General features: G+C 71.9%; 16 protein-coding genes. 9 read left to right on the forward strand and 7 right to left on the reverse strand.

Going from position 1 to position 19,058, the window contains the following annotated elements:
* The first annotated feature begins 102 nt into the window (after window positions 1-102).
* Window positions 103-672, forward strand: coding sequence for a hypothetical protein (locus ACP7BP_RS09135; RefSeq protein WP_426244263.1), 570 nt, complete (start codon window positions 103-105; stop codon window positions 670-672).
* Complete coding sequence (locus ACP7BP_RS09140) at window positions 669-3,011, forward strand: hypothetical protein (RefSeq protein WP_426244264.1); 2,343 nt, start codon at window positions 669-671, stop codon at window positions 3,009-3,011. The genes ACP7BP_RS09135 and ACP7BP_RS09140 overlap by 4 nt, the downstream gene beginning before the upstream one ends.
* A 61-nt stretch (window positions 3,012-3,072) precedes the next feature.
* On the opposite strand, the gene ACP7BP_RS09145 is transcribed toward ACP7BP_RS09140, so the two are convergent.
* A complete protein-coding gene (locus ACP7BP_RS09145; protein ID WP_426244265.1) occupies window positions 3,073-3,888 on the reverse strand; it encodes a class I SAM-dependent methyltransferase in 816 nt (271 codons plus the stop codon).
* Between the two features lie 95 nt (window positions 3,889-3,983).
* Between ACP7BP_RS09145 and ACP7BP_RS09150 the strand changes: the two genes are divergently transcribed.
* From ACP7BP_RS09150 to rpsA, 3 genes are all read left to right on the forward strand, one after another.
* Window positions 3,984-4,871, forward strand: a complete 888-nt coding sequence (locus ACP7BP_RS09150; RefSeq protein ID WP_426244266.1) for a phosphotransferase family protein — start codon at window positions 3,984-3,986, stop codon at window positions 4,869-4,871.
* Between the two features lie 17 nt (window positions 4,872-4,888).
* The gene (locus tag ACP7BP_RS09155; protein ID WP_426244268.1) at window positions 4,889-5,734 is read left to right on the forward strand and encodes an oxygenase MpaB family protein; all 846 of its coding nucleotides are present in this window, start codon (window positions 4,889-4,891) and stop codon (window positions 5,732-5,734) included.
* A gap of 177 nt (window positions 5,735-5,911) precedes the next feature.
* Window positions 5,912-7,405 carry a 30S ribosomal protein S1 gene (gene rpsA, locus ACP7BP_RS09160; protein WP_426244269.1) on the forward strand — a complete coding sequence of 498 codons (1,494 nt, stop codon included), beginning with the start codon at window positions 5,912-5,914 and terminating at the stop codon, window positions 7,403-7,405.
* 58 nt (window positions 7,406-7,463) lie between these two features.
* Here rpsA and ACP7BP_RS09165 read toward each other — a convergent pair whose 3' ends face one another.
* Window positions 7,464-8,570: a hypothetical protein gene (locus ACP7BP_RS09165; RefSeq protein WP_426244270.1), complete on the reverse strand. Its 1,107-nt coding sequence runs from the start codon at window positions 8,568-8,570 to the stop codon at window positions 7,464-7,466.
* 81 nt (window positions 8,571-8,651) lie between these two features.
* Between ACP7BP_RS09165 and ACP7BP_RS09170 the strand changes: the two genes are divergently transcribed.
* A complete protein-coding gene (locus ACP7BP_RS09170; RefSeq protein ID WP_426244271.1) occupies window positions 8,652-9,539 on the forward strand; it encodes a sulfotransferase domain-containing protein in 888 nt (295 codons plus the stop codon).
* Here the strand turns inward: ACP7BP_RS09170 and ACP7BP_RS09175 are convergent.
* On the reverse strand, window positions 9,526-11,367 hold the full coding sequence (locus ACP7BP_RS09175; RefSeq protein ID WP_426244272.1) for an ABC transporter ATP-binding protein: 1,842 nt from the start codon (window positions 11,365-11,367) through the stop codon (window positions 9,526-9,528). The two genes, ACP7BP_RS09170 and ACP7BP_RS09175, sit on opposite strands and share 14 nt — an antisense overlap.
* Window positions 11,368-11,451: 84 nt before the next feature.
* Between ACP7BP_RS09175 and ACP7BP_RS09180 the strand changes: the two genes are divergently transcribed.
* From ACP7BP_RS09180 to ACP7BP_RS09190, 3 genes are read left to right on the forward strand one after another with little or no spacing between them, the layout of a single operon-like run.
* A complete protein-coding gene (locus ACP7BP_RS09180; protein WP_426244273.1) occupies window positions 11,452-11,868 on the forward strand; it encodes a MarR family winged helix-turn-helix transcriptional regulator in 417 nt (138 codons plus the stop codon).
* Window positions 11,869-12,477, forward strand: coding sequence for a dephospho-CoA kinase (gene coaE, locus ACP7BP_RS09185; RefSeq protein WP_426244275.1), 609 nt, complete (start codon window positions 11,869-11,871; stop codon window positions 12,475-12,477).
* On the forward strand, window positions 12,468-13,787 hold the full coding sequence (locus ACP7BP_RS09190; protein WP_426244276.1) for a glycoside hydrolase family 3 N-terminal domain-containing protein: 1,320 nt from the start codon (window positions 12,468-12,470) through the stop codon (window positions 13,785-13,787). The genes coaE and ACP7BP_RS09190 overlap by 10 nt, the downstream gene beginning before the upstream one ends.
* Window positions 13,788-13,807: 20 nt before the next feature.
* On the opposite strand, the gene ACP7BP_RS09195 is transcribed toward ACP7BP_RS09190, so the two are convergent.
* The 4 genes from ACP7BP_RS09195 to ACP7BP_RS09210 all read right to left on the reverse strand — a co-directional run bounded on the left by ACP7BP_RS09195 (window position 13,808) and on the right by ACP7BP_RS09210 (window position 19,049).
* Complete coding sequence (locus ACP7BP_RS09195; RefSeq protein WP_426244277.1) at window positions 13,808-15,103, reverse strand: RNA polymerase sigma factor; 1,296 nt, start codon at window positions 15,101-15,103, stop codon at window positions 13,808-13,810.
* Window positions 15,100-15,519 carry a YciI family protein gene (locus ACP7BP_RS09200; RefSeq protein ID WP_426244279.1) on the reverse strand — a complete coding sequence of 140 codons (420 nt, stop codon included), beginning with the start codon at window positions 15,517-15,519 and terminating at the stop codon, window positions 15,100-15,102. The genes ACP7BP_RS09195 and ACP7BP_RS09200 overlap by 4 nt, the downstream gene beginning before the upstream one ends.
* A 182-nt stretch (window positions 15,520-15,701) precedes the next feature.
* Window positions 15,702-16,658 (reverse strand): sigma-70 family RNA polymerase sigma factor, encoded by a 957-nt coding sequence (locus ACP7BP_RS09205; RefSeq protein WP_426244281.1) that lies wholly within the window; start codon window positions 16,656-16,658, stop codon window positions 15,702-15,704.
* 264 nt (window positions 16,659-16,922) lie between these two features.
* Window positions 16,923-19,049: a S9 family peptidase gene (locus tag ACP7BP_RS09210; protein WP_426244282.1), complete on the reverse strand. Its 2,127-nt coding sequence runs from the start codon at window positions 19,047-19,049 to the stop codon at window positions 16,923-16,925.
* Window positions 19,050-19,058 lie beyond the last annotated feature (9 nt).

Consider the following 19,058-nt stretch of genomic DNA (forward strand, 5'->3'; position numbering starts at 1 on the left):
CCGATCCTGGAGGACCGGTTTTTCTTGGGCTCCCACGGAGCCTGTCGGGGTGCTTGACGACGTACGCAGGCACGCCCCACTGCTTTGGGAGGAGCGGGCGCGATGCGCACAACACTACTGACGGGTCTCGCCCTGGCCCTGGGCGGCCTGATCGTCGTCTTCCTGAGCTCGGGCCTCGACCTCGAGCTCGAGGGCACGGCGCTGATGGGTGCGGCGATCGGAGCCGTGCTGGCGCTCGTCCCCGACCGTTCCCCGCTGACCCGCCTGGGTGGCTTCCTGGGCGGCTTCGTCGCCGCCTGGATCGGCTACCTCGTGCGCGCCGCGGTGCTGCCCGACACGACGACCGGCCGCGCCTTCGCGCTGGTCCTCGTGGTGGCCCTGTGCGTCGCGATCGCCGCGCTGAGCTTCGGCCGGGTGCCCCTGTGGGCCCCGCTGCTCGGCGCCGCCGCGATGGCGGGCGGCTACGAGACGAGCTTCGCGGTGGCTCCCTCGGAGGTCGTCGACACCTCGATGACCGCCGTCACCACCATCCTCTTCACCGTCGGCGTCGGCTTCCTGGTCGGCGCCCTGGCGGGCCCGCAGCCCGCGGCGCCGGTGAAGAGCGGCCCGACCCCCCGCACGCACGACGACGACGACACCAAGCTCGACGCCTTGATGGAGACCAGCCGATGACGCGCCACACCCCCCGTCCCGTACGACGTATCGGCGCGGGGCTGGCCGCCCTCGCGGTGACCGGAGTCCTGCTGCCGACCAGCTCCCAGGCAGCCGTGTCCCACGCCGCGGAGGGCGCCGGCGACGGCGTCGACGTCGTGAACACCGAGACCGTGCAGGTCTACATGGATGCCGACGGCGGCATCGACACCAAGCGCGTCTACGAGCAGCTCACCCTGACCGGCGACGGCGACGTGGAGCTCGCCAACCCCATCGAGGAGAGCGGCCTGCGCAACCTCGACGGCTTCAGCGGGTTCTCCGTCGAGGACGGTGAGCAGCAGGTCGACATGTCCGTCGACGGCGTCGAGCGTCTCCGGACCGTGAGCACCTACACCGGCGACCTGCCCCTCGACGTCGACATCGCCTACGAGCTCGACGGCAAGAGCGTCGACGCCTCCGACATCGTGGGGGAGAGCGGGCACCTCGAGGTGACCTACACGGTCAAGAACGTCACGGCGAAGCCGCAGGAGATCTCCTACGCCGACGGCACGGGCAGCATGGTCACCGAGACGGTCGACGTCCCGGTCCCGATGGTGGGCTCGCTGACGACGGTGCTGCCGCCCAACTTCTCCGAGGTCCAGTCCGGCCAGGCCAACATGGCCGGTGACGGCAAGGGCGGCACCAAGATGTCGTTCACGATGACGCTGGTCCCGCCGATCGGCTCCGACACCGCGACGTTCGGCTACACCGCCGACATCGAGGACGGCCTGGTGCCGCGGGCGTCGATCTCGGCGCTGCCGGTCAACCCGCTCGAGAGCCCCACGTTCAAGACCGCGGCGACCAGCTACCAGGGCGGCGCGCAGACCGGCGAGGCCCTGGCGGCCGGCGCCACCGAGATCGACACCAACCTGCTGAAGCTGCGTGACGGCGCGGGCGACCTGATCTCGGGTCTGGTCCAGCTGCGAGACGGTGCGGGCGAGCTCGAGACCGGTCTCGCCGGCCGGGCCGCCCCGGGCGCCCGCCAGCTCTCGGCCGGTGCCGGCGAGCTGCGAACGGGCCTGGGGAAGATCGACGACGGCGCGGGCCAGCTCGCCGACGGCGCTCGCAAGCTCGCCGACGGCACCGGCGAGGCCAAGACCGGCAGCCAGAAGCTGAACGCCGGTCTCAAGAAGATCAGCGGCGGCCTCGACCAGCTGGCCGCCACCACCACCGGACTCCCGAAGGCGCAGGCCGGCATCACCCTGCTGCAGGACGGGGTCGGCCAGATCCTGGCCGGCTTCGGCGGCGGGCCGACCGACCAGGGCCTGATCAACGGCCTCTCGCAGCTGGAGAACGGCGCGGCCATCCTCGGCGGCGGCCTGCGCCAGCTGCGTGGGGACGGTGCCTCGTCCGGCCTCGGCTTGGCGAAGTTCGCTGTTGACGGGGTGCAGCAGGGTCTTGCGCCTGCTGTTGCTGAGAACGGTTCACTCGACGATCTCGCGCAGGGATTGCGGGATGTTCAGGTGTATTGCAATCCGGCTGCGCAGCAGCAGTGTGTGGACGCGCATGAGGGGATGAGAGCGGGAGTCCTAGACAGCAAGGCGCAGTTGACGGATGCAAACGGATACCTCATTGACGTGTCGGGCGGCCTCGGCACCGCGATCGCCGGGCTCGACAACCAGCTCATCCCGGGTGTCGGCCAGCTCAACACCGGCCTCACCGACGCCAAGAACGGCGCGATCAAGCTCAAGGCCGGCGTGGCCTCCGTCGGCGGCGGCCTCGACCAGCTCGAGCAGGGCCTGACCACCGCGGTGGCCGGCGTGCTGAAGCTCGCCAACGGTGCCAACGACGCCGAGGCGGGCTCCGGCGACCTGACCGACGGACTGTCCCAGCTCGACACCGGCGCCGGTCAGCTCGCCGACGGCGCCGGAGAGCTCTCCACCGGCACCGGCAGCGCGGTCGACGGCTCCGGCCAGATCGCCGACGGCGCCGAGGAGCTCTCCACCGGGCTCGACGACGCCGCTGACGGCTCGGGGCTTCTCAGCGACGGCCTGCGCCAAGCGGCCTCCGCCGCCCCGGCGATCCCCGACGGGGCCGCCCGGCTCTCCAAGGAGGGCATGTCCCAGCTGATCACCGCCGGCGAGGACACCGCCAAGGAGTACGGCCAGCTCTACGCCACCGTGCAGGCGGGCTCGAAGCGTGCGGAGGCCGAGAGCATGGCCTACGGCGCGCCGGAGCAGGCCCGCGGGCTGACGGCGTACTCGTTCGAGATCACCGGCGAGGACGGCGAGGGCGGCCGCAACACCCTGCGCGCCCTGGGTGCTCTCGTGGTCGTCGGGCTCGGCCTCGGCGCCTTCGCCCTGCGTCGCCGCATGGGCTGACCGAACAGCACCACCGAGGGTCGCTCCCCGCCGTCAGGCGAGGGGCGGCCCTCGGTGCGTCTCAGGGCAGGTCGGCCACGAAGATCGCGGTGCCGGGAGTGAGCACACCCCGCATCCGGGACCAGCCACCCCACACCCGGTCGTGCTCGGCGGGCCACTCGGGCTCGAGGAGGCGCCGCAGCACGAGGCCGCGGTCGGCGAGCAGCGCGACCCAGTCGCCCAGCGTGCGGTGGTGCTCGACGTAGGACACGAGGCCGGACTCGTCGTCGACCTCGACGTACGGCGTCCGGTCCCAGTAGGACTGGGTCGCGGTGAGGCCCGGCCGGCCCGGGTCGTCGGGGAACATCCAGCGCGTCGGGTGGGTGATCGAGAACGCGTAGCGGCCGCCCCGGCGCAGCACCCGCACGGTCTCGTCGAGCGCGATCCCGATCTCGCTGACGAACTGCAGGGCGCCGAACGAGCAGAACACCACGTCGAACGAGTCGTCGGCGAAGGGGAGGGCGGTGGCCGTGCCGCGCACGGATGGCACCGCGATGCCGGTCTCCTCGTCGAGCCGCTTGCTGTGCTGGAGCTGCCGGTGCGACAGGTCGAGGCCGATCGCCCGGCCACCCTGGCTGCGCACCCAGCGCGAGCACTGGCCGGCGCCGCTCCCGACCTCCAGGACGTCGCAGCCACGCACCTCGCCCAGAGCGCCCGCCTCGGCCTCGGTGAACCCCTCGGGACCCCACACGAAGCCGACGTCGCCGAGGAAGCCGCCGTGGGTGGCCTGGTACTCGTCGGCGTAGCGGTCCCAGTCGGGGCCGTTGGCGCGACGCGACTCCGTCTCGGTGACGGGGCGGCGTTCGACGCGCACGGACTGTGGGAGGTGGTCGTGCACGGGTCGAGGCTAGTCGCTGTGAGTCGTCGCCTTGGTTTCGAGCCTCGAAACCAAGGAACCGTGACGCACGGGTCGGTCGTGGCAGCATCACCTGGGTGAACGAGGACCTGTCGCAGCTGACTCCGCTCGCCGGGGGCTGGTCGGGGGAGACCTTCCTCGCCGAGGCGGCGGGGGAGCGCTCGGTGGTGCGCATCTACGCCCGGCCCGGTGCCCGCGGGGAGCACGCGGCCGAGATCGACGCCGCGCTGCTCCGACTGGTGCGCGGCCTGGTCCCGGTCGCCGACGTCCTGGAGGTACGCCGCGCCGTGCCGGGCGCCGACGTGCCGGCCATGCTGGTGACGGCGTTCGTCGAGGGCGAGCGCGGCGACCTGCTTCTCCTGAGCCTGGACCATGCAGGGCTGAGCACGCTCGGCCGCGAGGTCGGCAGGCTGGTGGCGGCCCTGGCCGGGATGCCGACCCTGGAGGCGGGCACGTTCCGCGACGGCACCCTGGCCGTCAACCCCTTCGACCTCGATCTCGCCGAGTGGGTCGACCGGCACGCCGTGGCCTTCGCTCACTGGACAGCCGACGAGCGGGCCGGGCTGGCCGAGGTGGCCGACACCGCCCAGGACCTCCTCGACACCGTCGGGCGCACCTGCCTGGTGCACAGCGACCTCAACCCGAAGAACCTCCTCGTCGACCCGCAGACCCTGAGGGTCACCGCGCTCCTCGACTGGGAGTTCGCACACAGCGGGCACCCCTACACCGACCTCGGCAACGTGCTGCGCTTCGACCGGCACCCCGCCTGGGTCGAGGCGGTGGTCACTGCCTACGTCGAGCGGCACGGCGGCGATCCGGCCGGGACCGTCGAGCTTGCGCACGCGGCCGATGTGTGGGCCCTGGTGGAGCTCGCCGCCCGACGAGGCGCCAATTCGGTGGCCGACCGCGCCCACGACCTGCTGAGGGTCGTCGCCGCCAGGAGGAACGTGCACGTCACCACCTGACGGGCACGATGGCTCCCATGAGCTACGTCGACGACCTACGCGGACGGATGGGCAACGCGCTCTTCCTGCGCGTGGCCGGGCCGGACGGGCCACGGCACCGCGAGCGGATCCACGGCACGCCCGGGCCTCGGTGGTTCGAGCCCGAGAGCCCGATCACCCGGGTGCACGCCGACGCGTCGATGTTCGTCGGCGGGCTGCGGGCGGTGCTGCTGCAGACCCTGCACCCGGCCGCCATGCAGGCGGTCTCCGACCACTCCGGCTATCGCGGGGACATGTGGGGCCGGCTGGCCCGGACCAGCACCTTCCTCGCGACCACGACCTTCGGCACGGCCGAGGACGCCCAACGGGCCGTGGACATCGTGTCCGCCATCCACCGCCGGGTCACCGGGCACCTGCCCGACGGGACGCCGTACGCCGCCTCCGACCCGCACCTCCTGCTCTGGGTGCATGTGGCGGAGGTGGAGAGCTTCCTGCTCGCCCACTCGACCTACGGGAGCGAGCCCCTGGACCAGGCCGGGCGCGACGAGTACGTCGCCCAGCAGGGCACTGTCGCCCACCGGCTGGGCGTGCCCGACCCGCCGGCCACCGAGGCCGGGCTGGCTGCGGTGATGCGGTCGTTCCGGCCCGAGCTGAGGGCCACCCCCGCCGCCCGCGAGGCGGTCGGCCACGTCCTGTGGAGGCCGCCGCTGCCGCTGGCGGCCCGGGCGCCGTACGCCGCCCTCGGCACTGCGGCGGTCGGCCTGCTGCCCGCCTGGTCGCGCCGCCCGCTGGGCCTGCCGCCCGCGGTCCCGGTCGCCGATCGGTTGGTCACCCGGGCCCTCGGCACCGTCTCGACCCAGGCGATCCGATGGGCGCTGTTCTGAGCGTGCGTCCTCGGTTGGACTCACCAGCGGGCCCACGCGTAGACTCACAACGCGCTTGAAGTCCGCCTGGGTCCCACAGGAGTGGACACTCGCTCGCTATCTCAACTCCACGGTAGTGAAACGGGGCTTCTCGCGTGCCCAGACGACTTTCTGACCACCCAAGGAATCACTTCCCTTATGACGAGCACCATCTCGATTCTTCCCGATTACGACGCGCCTCAGATCGCGATCAACGACATCGGTTCCGAAGAGGACTTCCTCGCCGCGATTGACGCGACCATCAAGTACTTCAACGACGGCGACATCGTCGAGGGCACGATCGTCAAGGTCGACCGTGACGAGGTGCTCCTCGACATCGGCTACAAGACCGAGGGCGTCATCCCCTCGCGCGAGCTGTCCATCAAGCACGACGTCGACCCCTCCGAGGTCGTTTCCGTGGGCGACAAGGTCGAGGCCCTCGTTCTCCAGAAGGAGGACAAGGAAGGCCGGCTGATCCTCTCCAAGAAGCGCGCCCAGTACGAGCGCGCCTGGGGCACGATCGAGCAGGTCAAGGAAGAGGACGGCGTCGTCGAGGGCACGGTCATCGAGGTCGTCAAGGGCGGCCTCATCCTCGACATCGGCCTGCGCGGCTTCCTGCCCGCCTCGCTGGTGGAGATGCGTCGCGTCCGCGACCTGCAGCCGTACGTCGGCCAGGTCCTCGAGGCGAAGATCATCGAGCTCGACAAGAACCGCAACAACGTGGTCCTGTCGCGTCGCGCCTGGCTCGAGCAGACCCAGTCCGAGGTTCGCCACGGCTTCCTGACCCAGCTCCAGAAGGGCCAGATCCGCAAGGGTGTCGTCTCCTCGATCGTCAACTTCGGTGCCTTCGTGGACCTCGGTGGCGTCGACGGCCTGGTGCACGTCTCCGAGCTGTCCTGGAAGCACATCGACCACCCGTCCGAGGTCGTCACCGTCGGTGACGAGGTCACGGTCGAGGTCCTCGACGTCGACATGGACCGCGAGCGCGTCTCCCTGTCGCTCAAGGCGACCCAGGAAGACCCGTGGCAGCACTTCGCCCGGACCCACCAGATCGGTCAGATCGTCCCGGGCAAGGTCACCAAGCTGGTGCCGTTCGGCTCGTTCGTCCGCGTCGAGGAGGGCATCGAGGGCCTGGTGCACATCTCCGAGCTCGCCGAGCGTCACGTCGAGATCCCCGAGCAGGTCGTCCAGGTCAACGACGACGTCATGGTCAAGATCATCGACATCGACCTCGAGCGTCGCCGGATCTCGCTGTCGCTGAAGCAGGCCAACGAGACGGCTGCCGCGACCGAGGTCGAGGAGTTCGACCCCACGCTCTACGGCATGGCGGCGACCTACGACGACCAGGGCAACTACATCTACCCGGAGGGCTTCGACCCCGAGACCGGCGAGTGGCTCGAGGGCTACGACGAGCAGCGCGCCATCTGGGAGGAGCAGTACGCCAAGGCGCACACCCGCTGGGAGGCGCACGTCAAGCAGCAGGCCGAGGCCAAGCAGGCCGAGGTCGAGGCCAGCGAGGCGACGTCCTACAGCTCCGGTGGCGACACCACCTCCGCCGACGGCGGCGACGCCCCGGCCGAGACCAGCGGTTCGCTGGCCTCCGACGAGGCGCTGCAGGCGCTCCGCGAGAAGCTGACCGGCGGCGCGAGCTGACCCGGTAGTCCACGACGACGAACGGCCCACCAGCCTCGCTGGTGGGCCGTTCGCCATTTCAGGGCTGCGACTGGTCGTCCGCGTGGGCGGCGGCCCGGCCCTCGGCGTACGACGTGGCGAGCGCGATGAAGGTGCCCCGCTTCATCCGACGGGACCCGCCCGGCCAGTTCGAGATGTCCGCACTCACGGTGAGGTGTGCCTCGGGGTCGAGGACCGCGGCGTTGCCCGAGCCGTCCTGGCCGATGGACACCATCCGGATGAGGCCGGGTGGCCCGTCCAGGAGCTCGACACCGTGGGGATTGAACTTGTTGGCGGCGTAGACCTGCTCGAAGTCGTCCTCGGTGTAGTGGCGCGCGTCCAGGGTGAGGTCGGACTCCTGCTTCGGGGTGCGGTAGAGGCACCACTCGTGGCCGTCCCGCTCGCCACCGCGGGCAAAGGTCACGGGTCCGTAGGCGGCGGCGATCTCGGGCGAGTCGGCGGCCGGGCAGGACTCCGGCAGGGCCACCTTCGGCTGCTCGACGGTGGCGTCGAGACTGGCGCCGAGCGCCGTGATGACTGCGAGGAGGTCCTTGTCCTTCGTGCGTGACGCCCGGCCCTCGCCGGAGATGATCGAGTCGAAGGCTTCGTACGCAGTGACGAACAGGCCGGTCGTGCCGTCGACCGCGTAAGCGTCGCTCGAGGTGAAGTCACTGGTGGTGAGAGCGGGGAATCCCAGGGTGTCGATCACCGTGCCCCCGGCGTCCTGCACCATGGCCTCCAGGTCCTCGGTCTCGAAGATCCCCGGGAAGTAGCCCCACGAGATGCTGGCGTCCTCGTCCTCGCCGCCGATGGTCAGCTGGCACGCGTAGCGGGTGCGGTCGTTGTCGATCAGGATCCCGTCGTGGCGCATGAAGCGCGCCGTGAGGACGACGCGTGAGCGCAGCCGCTGCGGCACGAACCGCTGCCAGGTCGCCTCCGGCACCATGTCGCAGGGGTCGAGCACCGGCGCGGCCTCGGGCTCGGCCGAGAGCGAGGGCGTCGCGGACGGCGCCGGGGTGGCCGCGGACGTCTCGGGCGAGGGGGAGTCGGGGTCCGCGGACCCGGAGCAGCCCGACAGCACGAGCGCCAGGAGGAGCAGCGGGGTGACTGGCAGCAGCGCGGGCGGCGTCGTGCGTGCGGATCGCATGGGCGGAGCGTGCCCGGTGTGCCGCCCGGCAAACAATTCGGGTGGAGGCGGCCGGGGAGCTGCGTGCTAGCGTCCGGCCGCATGCCCGCCGAGACCGACGAACCGCCGCTGGGCTGGCAGCGTTACACGTTCTCCATCGTCGGTGTGCAGAAGGCCGGCACGTCCACGCTGTCGTCCCTGCTGGACACCCACGTGAACATCGCCCGGGCGCCGCGCAAGGAGCTGCGCTACTTCGACGACGACTCGGTCGACTGGGAGCACACCGACCACGCGGCGTACGCCGTGGCCCGGCGCCGGCGGGCCCACCAGCAGATGGGGGACGCCAGCCCGCGCTACCTGGTGTGGCCGCACGCCCTGGAGCGGATGCATGCCTACAACCCCGCCATGCGACTCATCGCGCTCTTCCGCGACCCCATCGACCGGGTCTTCTCGCACTGGGTGATGACGCGCACCCGCGAGGGGGAGGCCGGGCCGGACTGGCCGGAGTTCATCGCCTGGCGGCCGGCCGGGCTCCCGAGCGAGATCCCCCACGAGCTGGGCGGCCCGGAGGCACGCGGCCGCTTCCGCCGGGCCAATGGAGTGGTGCGCGGCTACTACGGCAGCCAGCTGCGCCGGGGGTTCGAGGTCTTCGACCGCGAGCAGTGGCTGTTGATGGACTTCGTGTCGTTCCTGGCCGACCACGAGCGGCACCTCGACCTCGCGACCGACCACATCGGCGTCCGCCGCTTCGCGGAGCACCCGCCCCTCAAGCACCTGATGGCCGCAGCCGGGCCGGTGACGGGCACGGCCCCGACCGGGGAGGACCTGATCTCGCTCGCGTCGTCGCTGCGCGGCGAGGTCGAGGAGTTCGCCCGCCTCTCCGGCCTCGACGTCGCCCACTGGACGACGACCCGCCTGCTGGCGGGGACCCTGGATCCGGACGAGCAGGCGGGCAGGTACGCCGCGAAGGCCGGCCTCACGCCGCGGTGACGAGCCCTCCGACCAGCCCGCCGCGGACGAGCTGCGCATAGGTCCCGCCCGCGATCAGCAGCTCCTCGTGCGTGCCGAGCTCGCGCACGCGGCCGTGGTCGAGCACGGCGATCTGGTCGGCGTCGCGCACGGTCGAGAGCCGGTGGGCGATGGTGATGGTGGTCCGGCCACGACTCACCTCGTCGAGCGCGGCCTGGATGAGCCGCTCGGTCTCGTTGTCGAGGGCGCTGGTGGCCTCGTCGAGGACCAGGATGCGGGGGTCGCGCAGCAGCGTGCGGGCGATCGCCAGCCGCTGCTTCTCGCCGCCCGAGAACCGGTGCCCGCGGGCGCCCACGACGGTGTCGTAGCCGGCCGGCAGCGACGCGATGAGGTCGTGGATCCGCGCCGCGCGGCAGGCCTCCTCGATCTCCTGGTCGGTGGCGCCGGGACGGGCGTGCAGGAGGTTGTCGCGCACGCTGGCGTGGAGCAGGTAGGTCTCCTGGGTGACCATGCCGACCATCGAGGCGAGGTCCGCCAGGGTGTGGTCGCGCAGGTCGACGCCGTCGATGGTGATCCGGCCGGTGGTGGGGTCGTGCAGCCGGGCCACCAGGGAGGCCAGGGTGCTCTTGCCGCTGCCGGTCTCGCCCACCAGGGCGAGCGAGCCGCCGGCCGGCACGACCAGGTCGATGTCGGACAGCACCGGCTGGCCGGCGTCGTACTCGAAGCCGACGCCCTCGAAGCGCACCTCGCCGCGGACGCCGGTGCGGTCGAGAGCCACCGGCGCGACCGGGTCGTCGATCTCGACGGGCAGGTCGAGGTACTCGAAGATCCGGCTGAAGAGCGCCAGCGAGGCGGTGATGTCGACGCCGACGTTGAGCAGTCCCATGAGTGGGCGGAACAGGGTGCCCTGCAGGGCCGTGAACGCGACGAGCGTGCCGATGGTCATGCCGCCGCGGGTGCCGGGCAGGCCGGCGGCGAGGTAGATGGCGGCGGGGATCACCGCGAAGACGATGTTCATCGTGGCCATCCGCCAGCGGCCCGCGAGCCTGGAGCGGATCTCGAGCCCGACCAGGTCGGCCGAGGCCTCCTCGAAGCGGGCCGCCATCGCGGGCGCGGCACCCAGGGTGCGGGTCAGCAGGGCACCGCTCACCGAGAGGCTCTCCTCGACCTGGACGTGCAGGTCGGCCAGGCGGCGCTGCCGCTCGGCGGTGACCTGGTGGCGCATCCGGGCGACCTGCCTGGTCAGGAGCAGCGCCGGCGGCAGCACGACGAGGCTGAGCAGCGCCAGGCGCCAGCTCAGCGCGGCCATGGCGATCGCCGTACCGACGACCACCGTGACGTTGGCCGCGATCGACGTCGCCGTCGTGGTGACCACCGACTGCATGGCGCCGATGTCGTTGGTCAGCCGCGACTGCACCTCACCGCCGCGGGTGCGGGTGAAGAAGCCGATCGACTGGCGTTGCAGGTGGGTGAAGAGGTCGCTGCGGAGCCGATGCATGACCTGCTGCCCGACGGCTGTGGACATCCAGGTCTGCACGATGCCGATGAGGGCGGCGGCGGCGGCTACGCCCACCATGCCGAGGACGAGGAGCACCAGCAGCCGGACGTCCTGGCGGGGGAGTGCCTCGTCGATCACGTGGCGGACCAGGAAGGGCTGCGCGAGGCCGATCAACGAGCTGGTCGTGATCAGGCCCATGATCACCAGCAGGCGGGCGCGGAAGGGGGTGAAGAGCCGCGCGATGCGCCCCAGGGAGACAGGGGACTCGGCGAGCTGGCGGCGGTCTGCGGGGTCGGGGCGGCTGCCCGAACGGCGGCGGCCCTCGCGGGGGGTCGGGGTGAGGTCGTCCATGTGGGATCCTCTGCTTTCTCTCAGGCCATATGGTGAGGTTACCTCACAATGAGGTTCGACTCCAAATCGGCTAGGCTCCGGCGCATGACCACCGACAACACCGGCGAGCTCCTGATGAGTACGGCGCGCAGCCTGCGCCGAGCCTTCAGTGCGGCGCTGGCCGACTGGGACATCACCCCGAGCCAGGCACGGGCGCTGCGGGCCGTCTGCGCCGCCGAGCAGATGCGGCCGTCCGGACTCGCGGCGGAGCTGAAGATCGCGCCGCGCTCGGCGACCGAGGTGATCGACGGACTGGAGGGCTACGGGCTGGTCGACCGTGCGCCCGACCCCGCGGACCGGCGAGCCACGATCGTGCGGCCCACCGAGGCCGGGCGCCAGCTGCGCGAGAAGATCGACCGGGTGCGCGGCAACGCCGCGGCCGAGTTCCTCTCGGGGCTGTCGGAGCGCGACCGTCGTACCCTCGACCGGATCCTGCTCACCCTCGTCGACAAGGAGTGCTGAATGGCTGTGCGTGTGGGGCTGACCGGCGGCGTCGCCTCCGGCAAGAGCACGGTGTCGGCGATCCTGGCCGGCCTGGGGGCGCTCGTGATCGACGCTGACGTGCTGGCACGCGAGGTGGTCGCGCCCGGCACCGACGGTCTCGCCGAGATCGTCGAGGCGTTCGGCCCCGGCGTCGTCGGCGACGACGGGTCGCTCGACCGGCCCAGCCTGGGTGCGCTGGTCTTCGCGGACGAGGCGAAGAGGCGCACGCTGGAGCGCATCATCCATCCGCGGGTGCGCGCCCGTGCCGCCGAGCTGGAGGCAGCGGCGGGCCCCGACTCCATCGTCGTGCACGACATCCCGCTGCTGGTCGAGACCGGGCAGGCCGGTGCGTTCGACGCGGTGATCGTGGTCGACGTGCCCACCGCGGTGCAGGTCGACCGGATGGTGCGGCTGCGGGGCATGCCCGAGTCGGACGCGCGTGCCCGCATGTCGGCCCAGGCCTCCCGAGAGGAGCGGCTCGCGGCCGCGACGCACGTCGTGGAGAACACCGGCTCGGTCGAGGCCCTGCGGTCCCAGGTGATTGAGGTCTTCGAGGCCCTGCGAGGTACCGTCCCGGCGTGCGACTGACAGTCCGACGGCCCCGCCTCGCGGCCTCCTGCCTGGTCGTGGCCGCGGCCCTCGCCGCCTGCTCGACGCCGTCGCACGAGCCGACCCCGTCGAGCCCCCGCGGCGACTCCGCCTCTGTGGCGCCCTCGGGCACGTCCGAGGCGCCGGCGCCCGACCTCGACGAGCCCACGTCGTGGGGTCCGACCGAGGCCGAGATCGCCGATGCTCGCGAGCTCGTGGCCGACTGGACGCCCGAGCAGCTGGCCGGCCAGGTGATCGTGGGCCGCTACTTCAGCACCGACCCGGCGGAGGCGGCGTCCCTGGTGAAGGACCTGCACCTCGCCGGCATGTGCGTGACGTCGGCCAACGTCACCGACGAGGCGCAGGTGAGGGCGACCACACAGGCGATCAGCGACGCGGCCGCCGCCGACGGCCGCGACTTCCCGGCCGTCGTGGGGGTGGACGAGGAAGGCGGGTCGGTAGCGCACCTGCGGGGCATCGCCACCACGTTCCCGGCCTTCCAGGTGGCGGGCATGGCCGTCGAGCGCGACCGCGCCGACGGTGGCCGCGCGGGCCGCAAGGCGGTGCTGGGCGCCGCCCGGGCCTCCGGCCTCGAGCTGCGCGATCTCGGCTTCACCTGGGTCTTCGCGCCCGTCGCCGACGTCACCATAGGCGCCGCCGACCCCACCATCGGCACCCGCTCGGCCGGGATGGATCCCCGCACCGCGGCGACCGCGACGGCCGCGGCGGTGAGGGGGTACGACGACGCCGGGATCGTCTCGACCGCCAAGCACTTCCCCGGCCACGGCTCGGCCACCGCCGACAGCCACCTGGTGATGCCGCGCCTCACCAAGTCGCTGGCCGAGCTGCGGGCCCATGACCTGCTGCCGTTCAAGACGGCGATCCGGGCCGGCGCTCCCTCGATCATGCTCAGCCACCTCGACGTAGAGGCGCTGGCGCCGGGGGTGCCGGCCAGCATGGCGCCCGAGGTCTACGACTTCCTGCGCGAGGACATGGGCTTCGACGGCCTCGCGATCACCGACTCGATGGGCATGGGCGCCGTCGCGACCAGGCGGCTGCCCGGCGTCGCCGCGCTGCAGGCGGGCGCCGACCTGCTGCTGATGCCCGCCGACACCCGGGGCACGCACGCCACGGTCACCCGGGCGATCGCCGACGGCACCATCCCTCGTGAGCGCATCGAGGACGCCGCAGCGACCGTGGTCGCCGTACAGCTGTGGCAGCAGCGGACGGCCGACGAGGTGCCCGTGCCCGCGGACGCGACATCGCGGGCCGAGCGGGCGTCGGCGGCGCTGAGCGCCGCCGCCTACTGACCCAGAATCGGGGATCGCGCTCAGCCCAGCGCGGCGACCTTGCCCCGGAGCAGGTCGCGCTCCCGCTCGTTGCCGCAGAGTCGAGCCGCCAGGTCGAGCTCGTCGCGGGCCTCGGCGCTGCGGCCGAGGCGGGCCAGCAGCTCGCCACGGACGCTCGGCAGCAGGTGCGAGCCAGCGAGGCTGCCTGCTGCCACGAGGTCGTCCACGAGGGGCAGAGCAGCGGCGGGTCCCTGCGCCATCGAGACGGCCACCGCACGGTTGAGCTCGACGACCGGCGAGGGGGCGAGCCGGCCGAGCGCCTCGTAGAGGAGCACGATCCGGTCCCAGTCGGTCTCGTCGACGGACGAGGCGACCGCGTGGCACTCGGCGATGGCGGCCTGGAGGCCGTAGGCACCGAGCCCGCGGCCCACGCGCCCTGCCTGCGCCAGCGCCGCCCGCCCGCGCCGGATGGCGGCCCGGTCCCACCGCCGACGGTCCTGCTGCTCGAGCAGCACGGGTTCGCCGTCGTGACCCACTCGCGCCGGGAACCGGGCGGCAGTGAGCTCGAGGAGCGCGAGCAGGCCGTGTGCCTCGGGTTCGTCCGGCATCAGTCGCGCCACGATCCGAGCGAGGCGGACCGCCTCCCGGGCCAGGTCGGGGCGCATCCACTCCGGACCGGAGGTCGCGGACGAGCCCTCGGTGAAGACGAGGTAGAGCACGCTGAGCACGGAGCCCAGGCGCTCGCGCCGCTCGGCGGGGGGTGGCAGCGTGAAGGGCACCCGACCGGCGGCCAGGGTCTTCTTGGCCCGCGTGATCCTGGCCTGCACCGTGGCCGTCGGCACCAGGCACCCGCGCCCGATCTCGTCGCTGGTGAGGCCGCCCAGCACGCGCAGGGTCAGGGCGACCTGGGCCTCGCGCGACAGGATCGGATGGCACGAGATGAACATCAGCGACAGCACGTCGTCGTCGATCCGGTCGGGGTCCCACAGGAGGTCTGCGTCGGGCGCCGGGCCCGTCTGGCGCGGGTCGGCGCCCCCACTGGAGGCGCCGCCCTCGTCCAGGTCCCGGGCGAGGGCGGCGTACCTCACGTCGAGTGCCGCACGCCGGCGATACGCGTCGACGGCGCGGCGCCGACCCACGGTGAGGAGCCAGCCCGCGGGACTGCGGGGTACGCCGTCCCGGGGCCAGGCGACCAGTGCCTCGGCGAGCGCCTCCTGGGCGAGGTCCTCGGCCAGGGCGAAGTCGCCGGTGTAGCGCGTCAGCGCGCCCACGATGCGCGCCGACTCGATCCGCCACGCCGCCTCGACAGCCTGCCGGCCGCTCCCGGAGGGACTCACAGCTGGCCGGTCGCCTCTCGCCAGGCCCGCTCCTTCTGGACCCACTCGTTGTCCTGGGGGAACTCGTCGATGCTGGCGACCCGGCGGATCTCGGCCTTCATGCCGGGCCCGGACATGGGCGCCCGCTTGGCCCACTCGACCGCCTCCTCCTTGGACGCGACGTCGAGGATCCAGAAGCCGCCGAACAGCTCCTTGGTCTCCCCGTACGGGCCGTCGGTGACGACAGGCGGCTGGGAGGAGTAGTCGACGACCACCCCCTGCGCCGCGTCGTCGAGGCCCTCGGCCGCGACCAGCACACCCGCTGAGACCAGCTCGTCGTTGAACTTGCCCATGACGGTGAGGGCCTCGTCGAAGTCGACGTTCTCGAAGGAGGCCATGGCCTCGTCGTTCGCCCGCATGATCAGCATGTACTTCATGGTCGTCTCCTGAATGCTACGGATCCCATCTCGGACCCTTTCACCCATGGGTCGAACGGCGGAACCGCCGGATCGACACGGGACCGGAGATTCTCGGGCCCGAGGTCCACGACGAGCATCCCTGGACATGACGATCGGCAGGAACCCGGAGGGTCCCTGCCGATCGTGTGGATCCTGCCGCGTCAGGCGGCCAGGTCGGGGTCACCCAGGCGGCGGAGCTTCTGCAGCGCCTCCCGCTCGAGCTGACGCACCCGCTCGGCCGAGATGCCGTGCTGGGCGCCGATGTCGGCCAGCTTGTGCTGGCGTCCGTCGACCAGGCCGTATCGGGCCCGGATGATCTCGGCCGCGCGCTCGTCGAGCTGCGAGACCAGCCGGTTGAGCCGCTCTCGAGCCTCGACGTCGAGGACGGTGTGGTCGGGTCCGGGCGAGGTCTCCTGGGCCATCAGGTCACCGAGTGAGGTGTCGCCGTCCTCGTCGATGGGCGAGTCCAGCGACACGTGCTCGCGGCCCCACGCCATCAGGTCGAGAACCCGCTCGACGTCCATGTCGAGCTCGGCGGCGATCTCGCTCGGGTCGGGGTCCCGGCCCAGCTGGCGCTCGAGGGTCCGCCGGGCGCCGCCGACCTGGTTGAGCTCCTCGACGACGTGCACCGGCAGCCGCACGACGCGCGCCTGCTGGGCGATGCCGCGGGTGATGGCCTGGCGCACCCACCAGGTGGCGTACGTCGAGAACTTGTAGCCCTTGGTGTAGTCGAACTTCTCGACCGCGCGGATGAGGCCGGTGTTGCCCTCCTGGATCAGGTCGAGCATCGGCATCTGCGCGCGTCCGTACTTCCGGGCGATCGAGACGACCAGCCGCAGGTTCGCGCTGATGAACGTGTCGACGGCCTTGCGTCCTTCCTCGGCCAGCCACTCCAGCTCCGCCTCGGTGGCTGTCATCGGGGCGCCGCCCCTGCGGCGGCCCACCCGGCCCTGCTCGAGGAGCTTCTCGGCGAGCAGGCCGGCCTCGATGGTCTTCGAGAGCTCGACCTCGGTCGCAGCGTCGAGGAGGGGGGTACGGGCGATCTCGTCGAGGTAGAGGCCGACGCTGTCGCGGCCTTCGATCTCGCGAACGACCTTCGTTGCGGTGCGTGTAGCCATGTGGCGCCTCCTCGTGACAGTGGACACCTGACCGCGGTGTCTCACATCCTCTACAACGGCCCGGTACCCCATCCGATTCCCGATCAGCAGTGATCGGGACGGCGATGGAAAGCGCGCCTTTCACCTCAACAGACGCGTGGCGGACCGCGGTAGTTGCCGACGGACGCAACTCTCAGGGACTTCTCAGGGGTCGGCGCCCGGCCACAGCCGTTTCACAGGAACCCGGGGCCGCGAGGAAGGCTGCGCCGGCCCCAGGCAGGGGGGCTAGCGGTCGGCGAGACCCATCCGGTCCAGGACCCAGGCGAGCGAGAAGGCCCGGTCGTGCCACGACTTGTAGCGCCCGGAGACACCGCCGTGCCCGGCGCTCATCTCGGTCTTGAGCAGGAAGTCGCGTCGGCCCGTCGCGGTGGCCCGGAGCCGGGCGATCCACTTGGCCGGCTCGACGTAGAGGACCCGGGTGTCGTGGAGCGACGTCTCGGCGAGGATCGGCGGGTAGTCGAGGGCCGCCACGTTGTCGTACGGCGAGTAGGACGCCATGTAGTCGTAGACCTCGGCGTCGCCCTCGGGGTTGCCCCACTCGTCGTACTCCGGGACGGTCAGCGGCAAGGTGGCGTCCAGCATGCTGGTCAGTGCGTCCACGAACGGGACCTGGGTGAGGATGCCACCGAACATCTCGGGCGCCTGGTTGGCCACCGCACCCATGAGCAGCCCGCCGGCGCTGCCGCCCTCGGCGATCAGCCGGTCACCGGTGGTCCAGCCGGCGTCGACGAGGTGCCGGGCGCACGCGACGAAGTCGGAGAACGTGTTCTGCTTGTGCAGGAGCTTGCCGTCGTCGTACCACCTCCGGCCGAGCTCGCCGCCGCCGCGCACGTGCGCGATCGCGAACGCCCCGCCACGGTCGAGCAGGGACAGCCGGGCGATCGAGAAGTAGGGGTCGATCGACATCTCGTAGGCGCCGTACCCGTAGAGCAGGAGGGGAAGGGGCTCGCCCGCCGCGCGAGCGTCCCGGCGGCACACCAGCGAGACCGGCACGCGCTCGCCGTCGTCGGCGGTGGCCCAGAGCCGGTGCTCCTCGTAGTCGGCCGGGTCGTAGCCGCCGAGCACGGGAGTACGACGCAGCAACGTGAGCTCACGCGTGCGGATGTCGTAGTCGTGGACCGACGAGGGGGTGGCCATCGTCGTGTAGCCGAGCCGCACGGTGGGCTGGTCGAACGACGGGTTGCTGCCGGAGCCGACGGTGAAGACCTCGTCGTCGAACTCGACCAGGTAGTCGTCGGCCACCCCGTCGTCGCCCAGCGGCAGGATGCGCAGCTGCGTCAGCCCGTCGCTGCGCTGGTGGACCACCAGGTGGGTCGCGAAGGCGTCGACGTCCTCGAGCCGGACGGCGGGGTCGTGCGCGATGAGGGGGACCCACCCGTCGGCCTCGGTCGGCTCGGCCGGCGTGACCGCCAGCTCGAAGTCGGGACCGCTGGCGTTGTGGAGCACCAGGAACCGGTCCTGCCCGCCGATGACGGCAGCCTCGAGGCCGTACTCCACGCCGTCGCGCCGGGCTGCGAACAGCCGGAACTCTCCCTCAGGGTCGGCGAGGTCGAGGACATGCCACTCGGAGGTGGTCTTGGAGCTGGTGGCCAGCATCATGAAGCGGTCGTTGCGGGTGCGGCCCACGCCGACCGAGAAACGGCCGTCGGGCTCGTGGAAGACCAGCTCGTCGTCGGCCTGCGGGGTGCCGAGGCGGTGCCGCCAGATCTTGTCGGCACGCCACGACTCGTCGACCGTGGAGTAGTAGACGCTGCGGTTGTCGGGGGACCAGGTGACGCCGCCGAGCACACCGGTGATCTCGTCGTCGAGCAGCTCGCCGGTCGCGAGCACCTTGAAGCGCACGGTGTAGCGCTCGTCCCCGGTGGTGTCGGTCGACCACGCCAGCATCGCGTCGTCGAGGCTCAGCGACGAGCCGCCCAGGGAGAAGAAGTCGTGGCCCTCCGCCAGCTCGTTCAGGTCGAGCAGCACCTCCTCGCCGGGCAGGGCGGGCTCGTCGGGGGACGCGTCCTGGGCCGGGCGCGGGGGAGTCCAGTCGCTCTCGTCGACGACCGCGACCCGGCAGCTGGCGCCGTACTCCTTGCCCTCGAACGACCGGGAGTAGATCCACCAGCCCCGGTTGCGGCTCGGCACCGACAGGTCGGTCTCGAGGGTGCGGGCCTTGATCTCGTCGAAGATCGACTGGCGCAGCTCGGCCAGGTGGGCGGTGCGATCGGTGGTGTAGGCGTTCTCGGCCTCGAGGTACGACGTCACGTCGGGGTCGTCCTTGGCGCGCAGCCAGTCGTACTCGTCGACCCGGGTGCGCCCGTGGAGCTCGGAGGTGACGGGGCGACGCGGTGCGATCGGGGGCTGCATGCCCGGAAC

It is taken from the genome of Nocardioides sp. LHG3406-4 (genome assembly GCF_049897745.1).
Lineage (GTDB): Bacteria > Actinomycetota > Actinomycetes > Propionibacteriales > Nocardioidaceae > Nocardioides.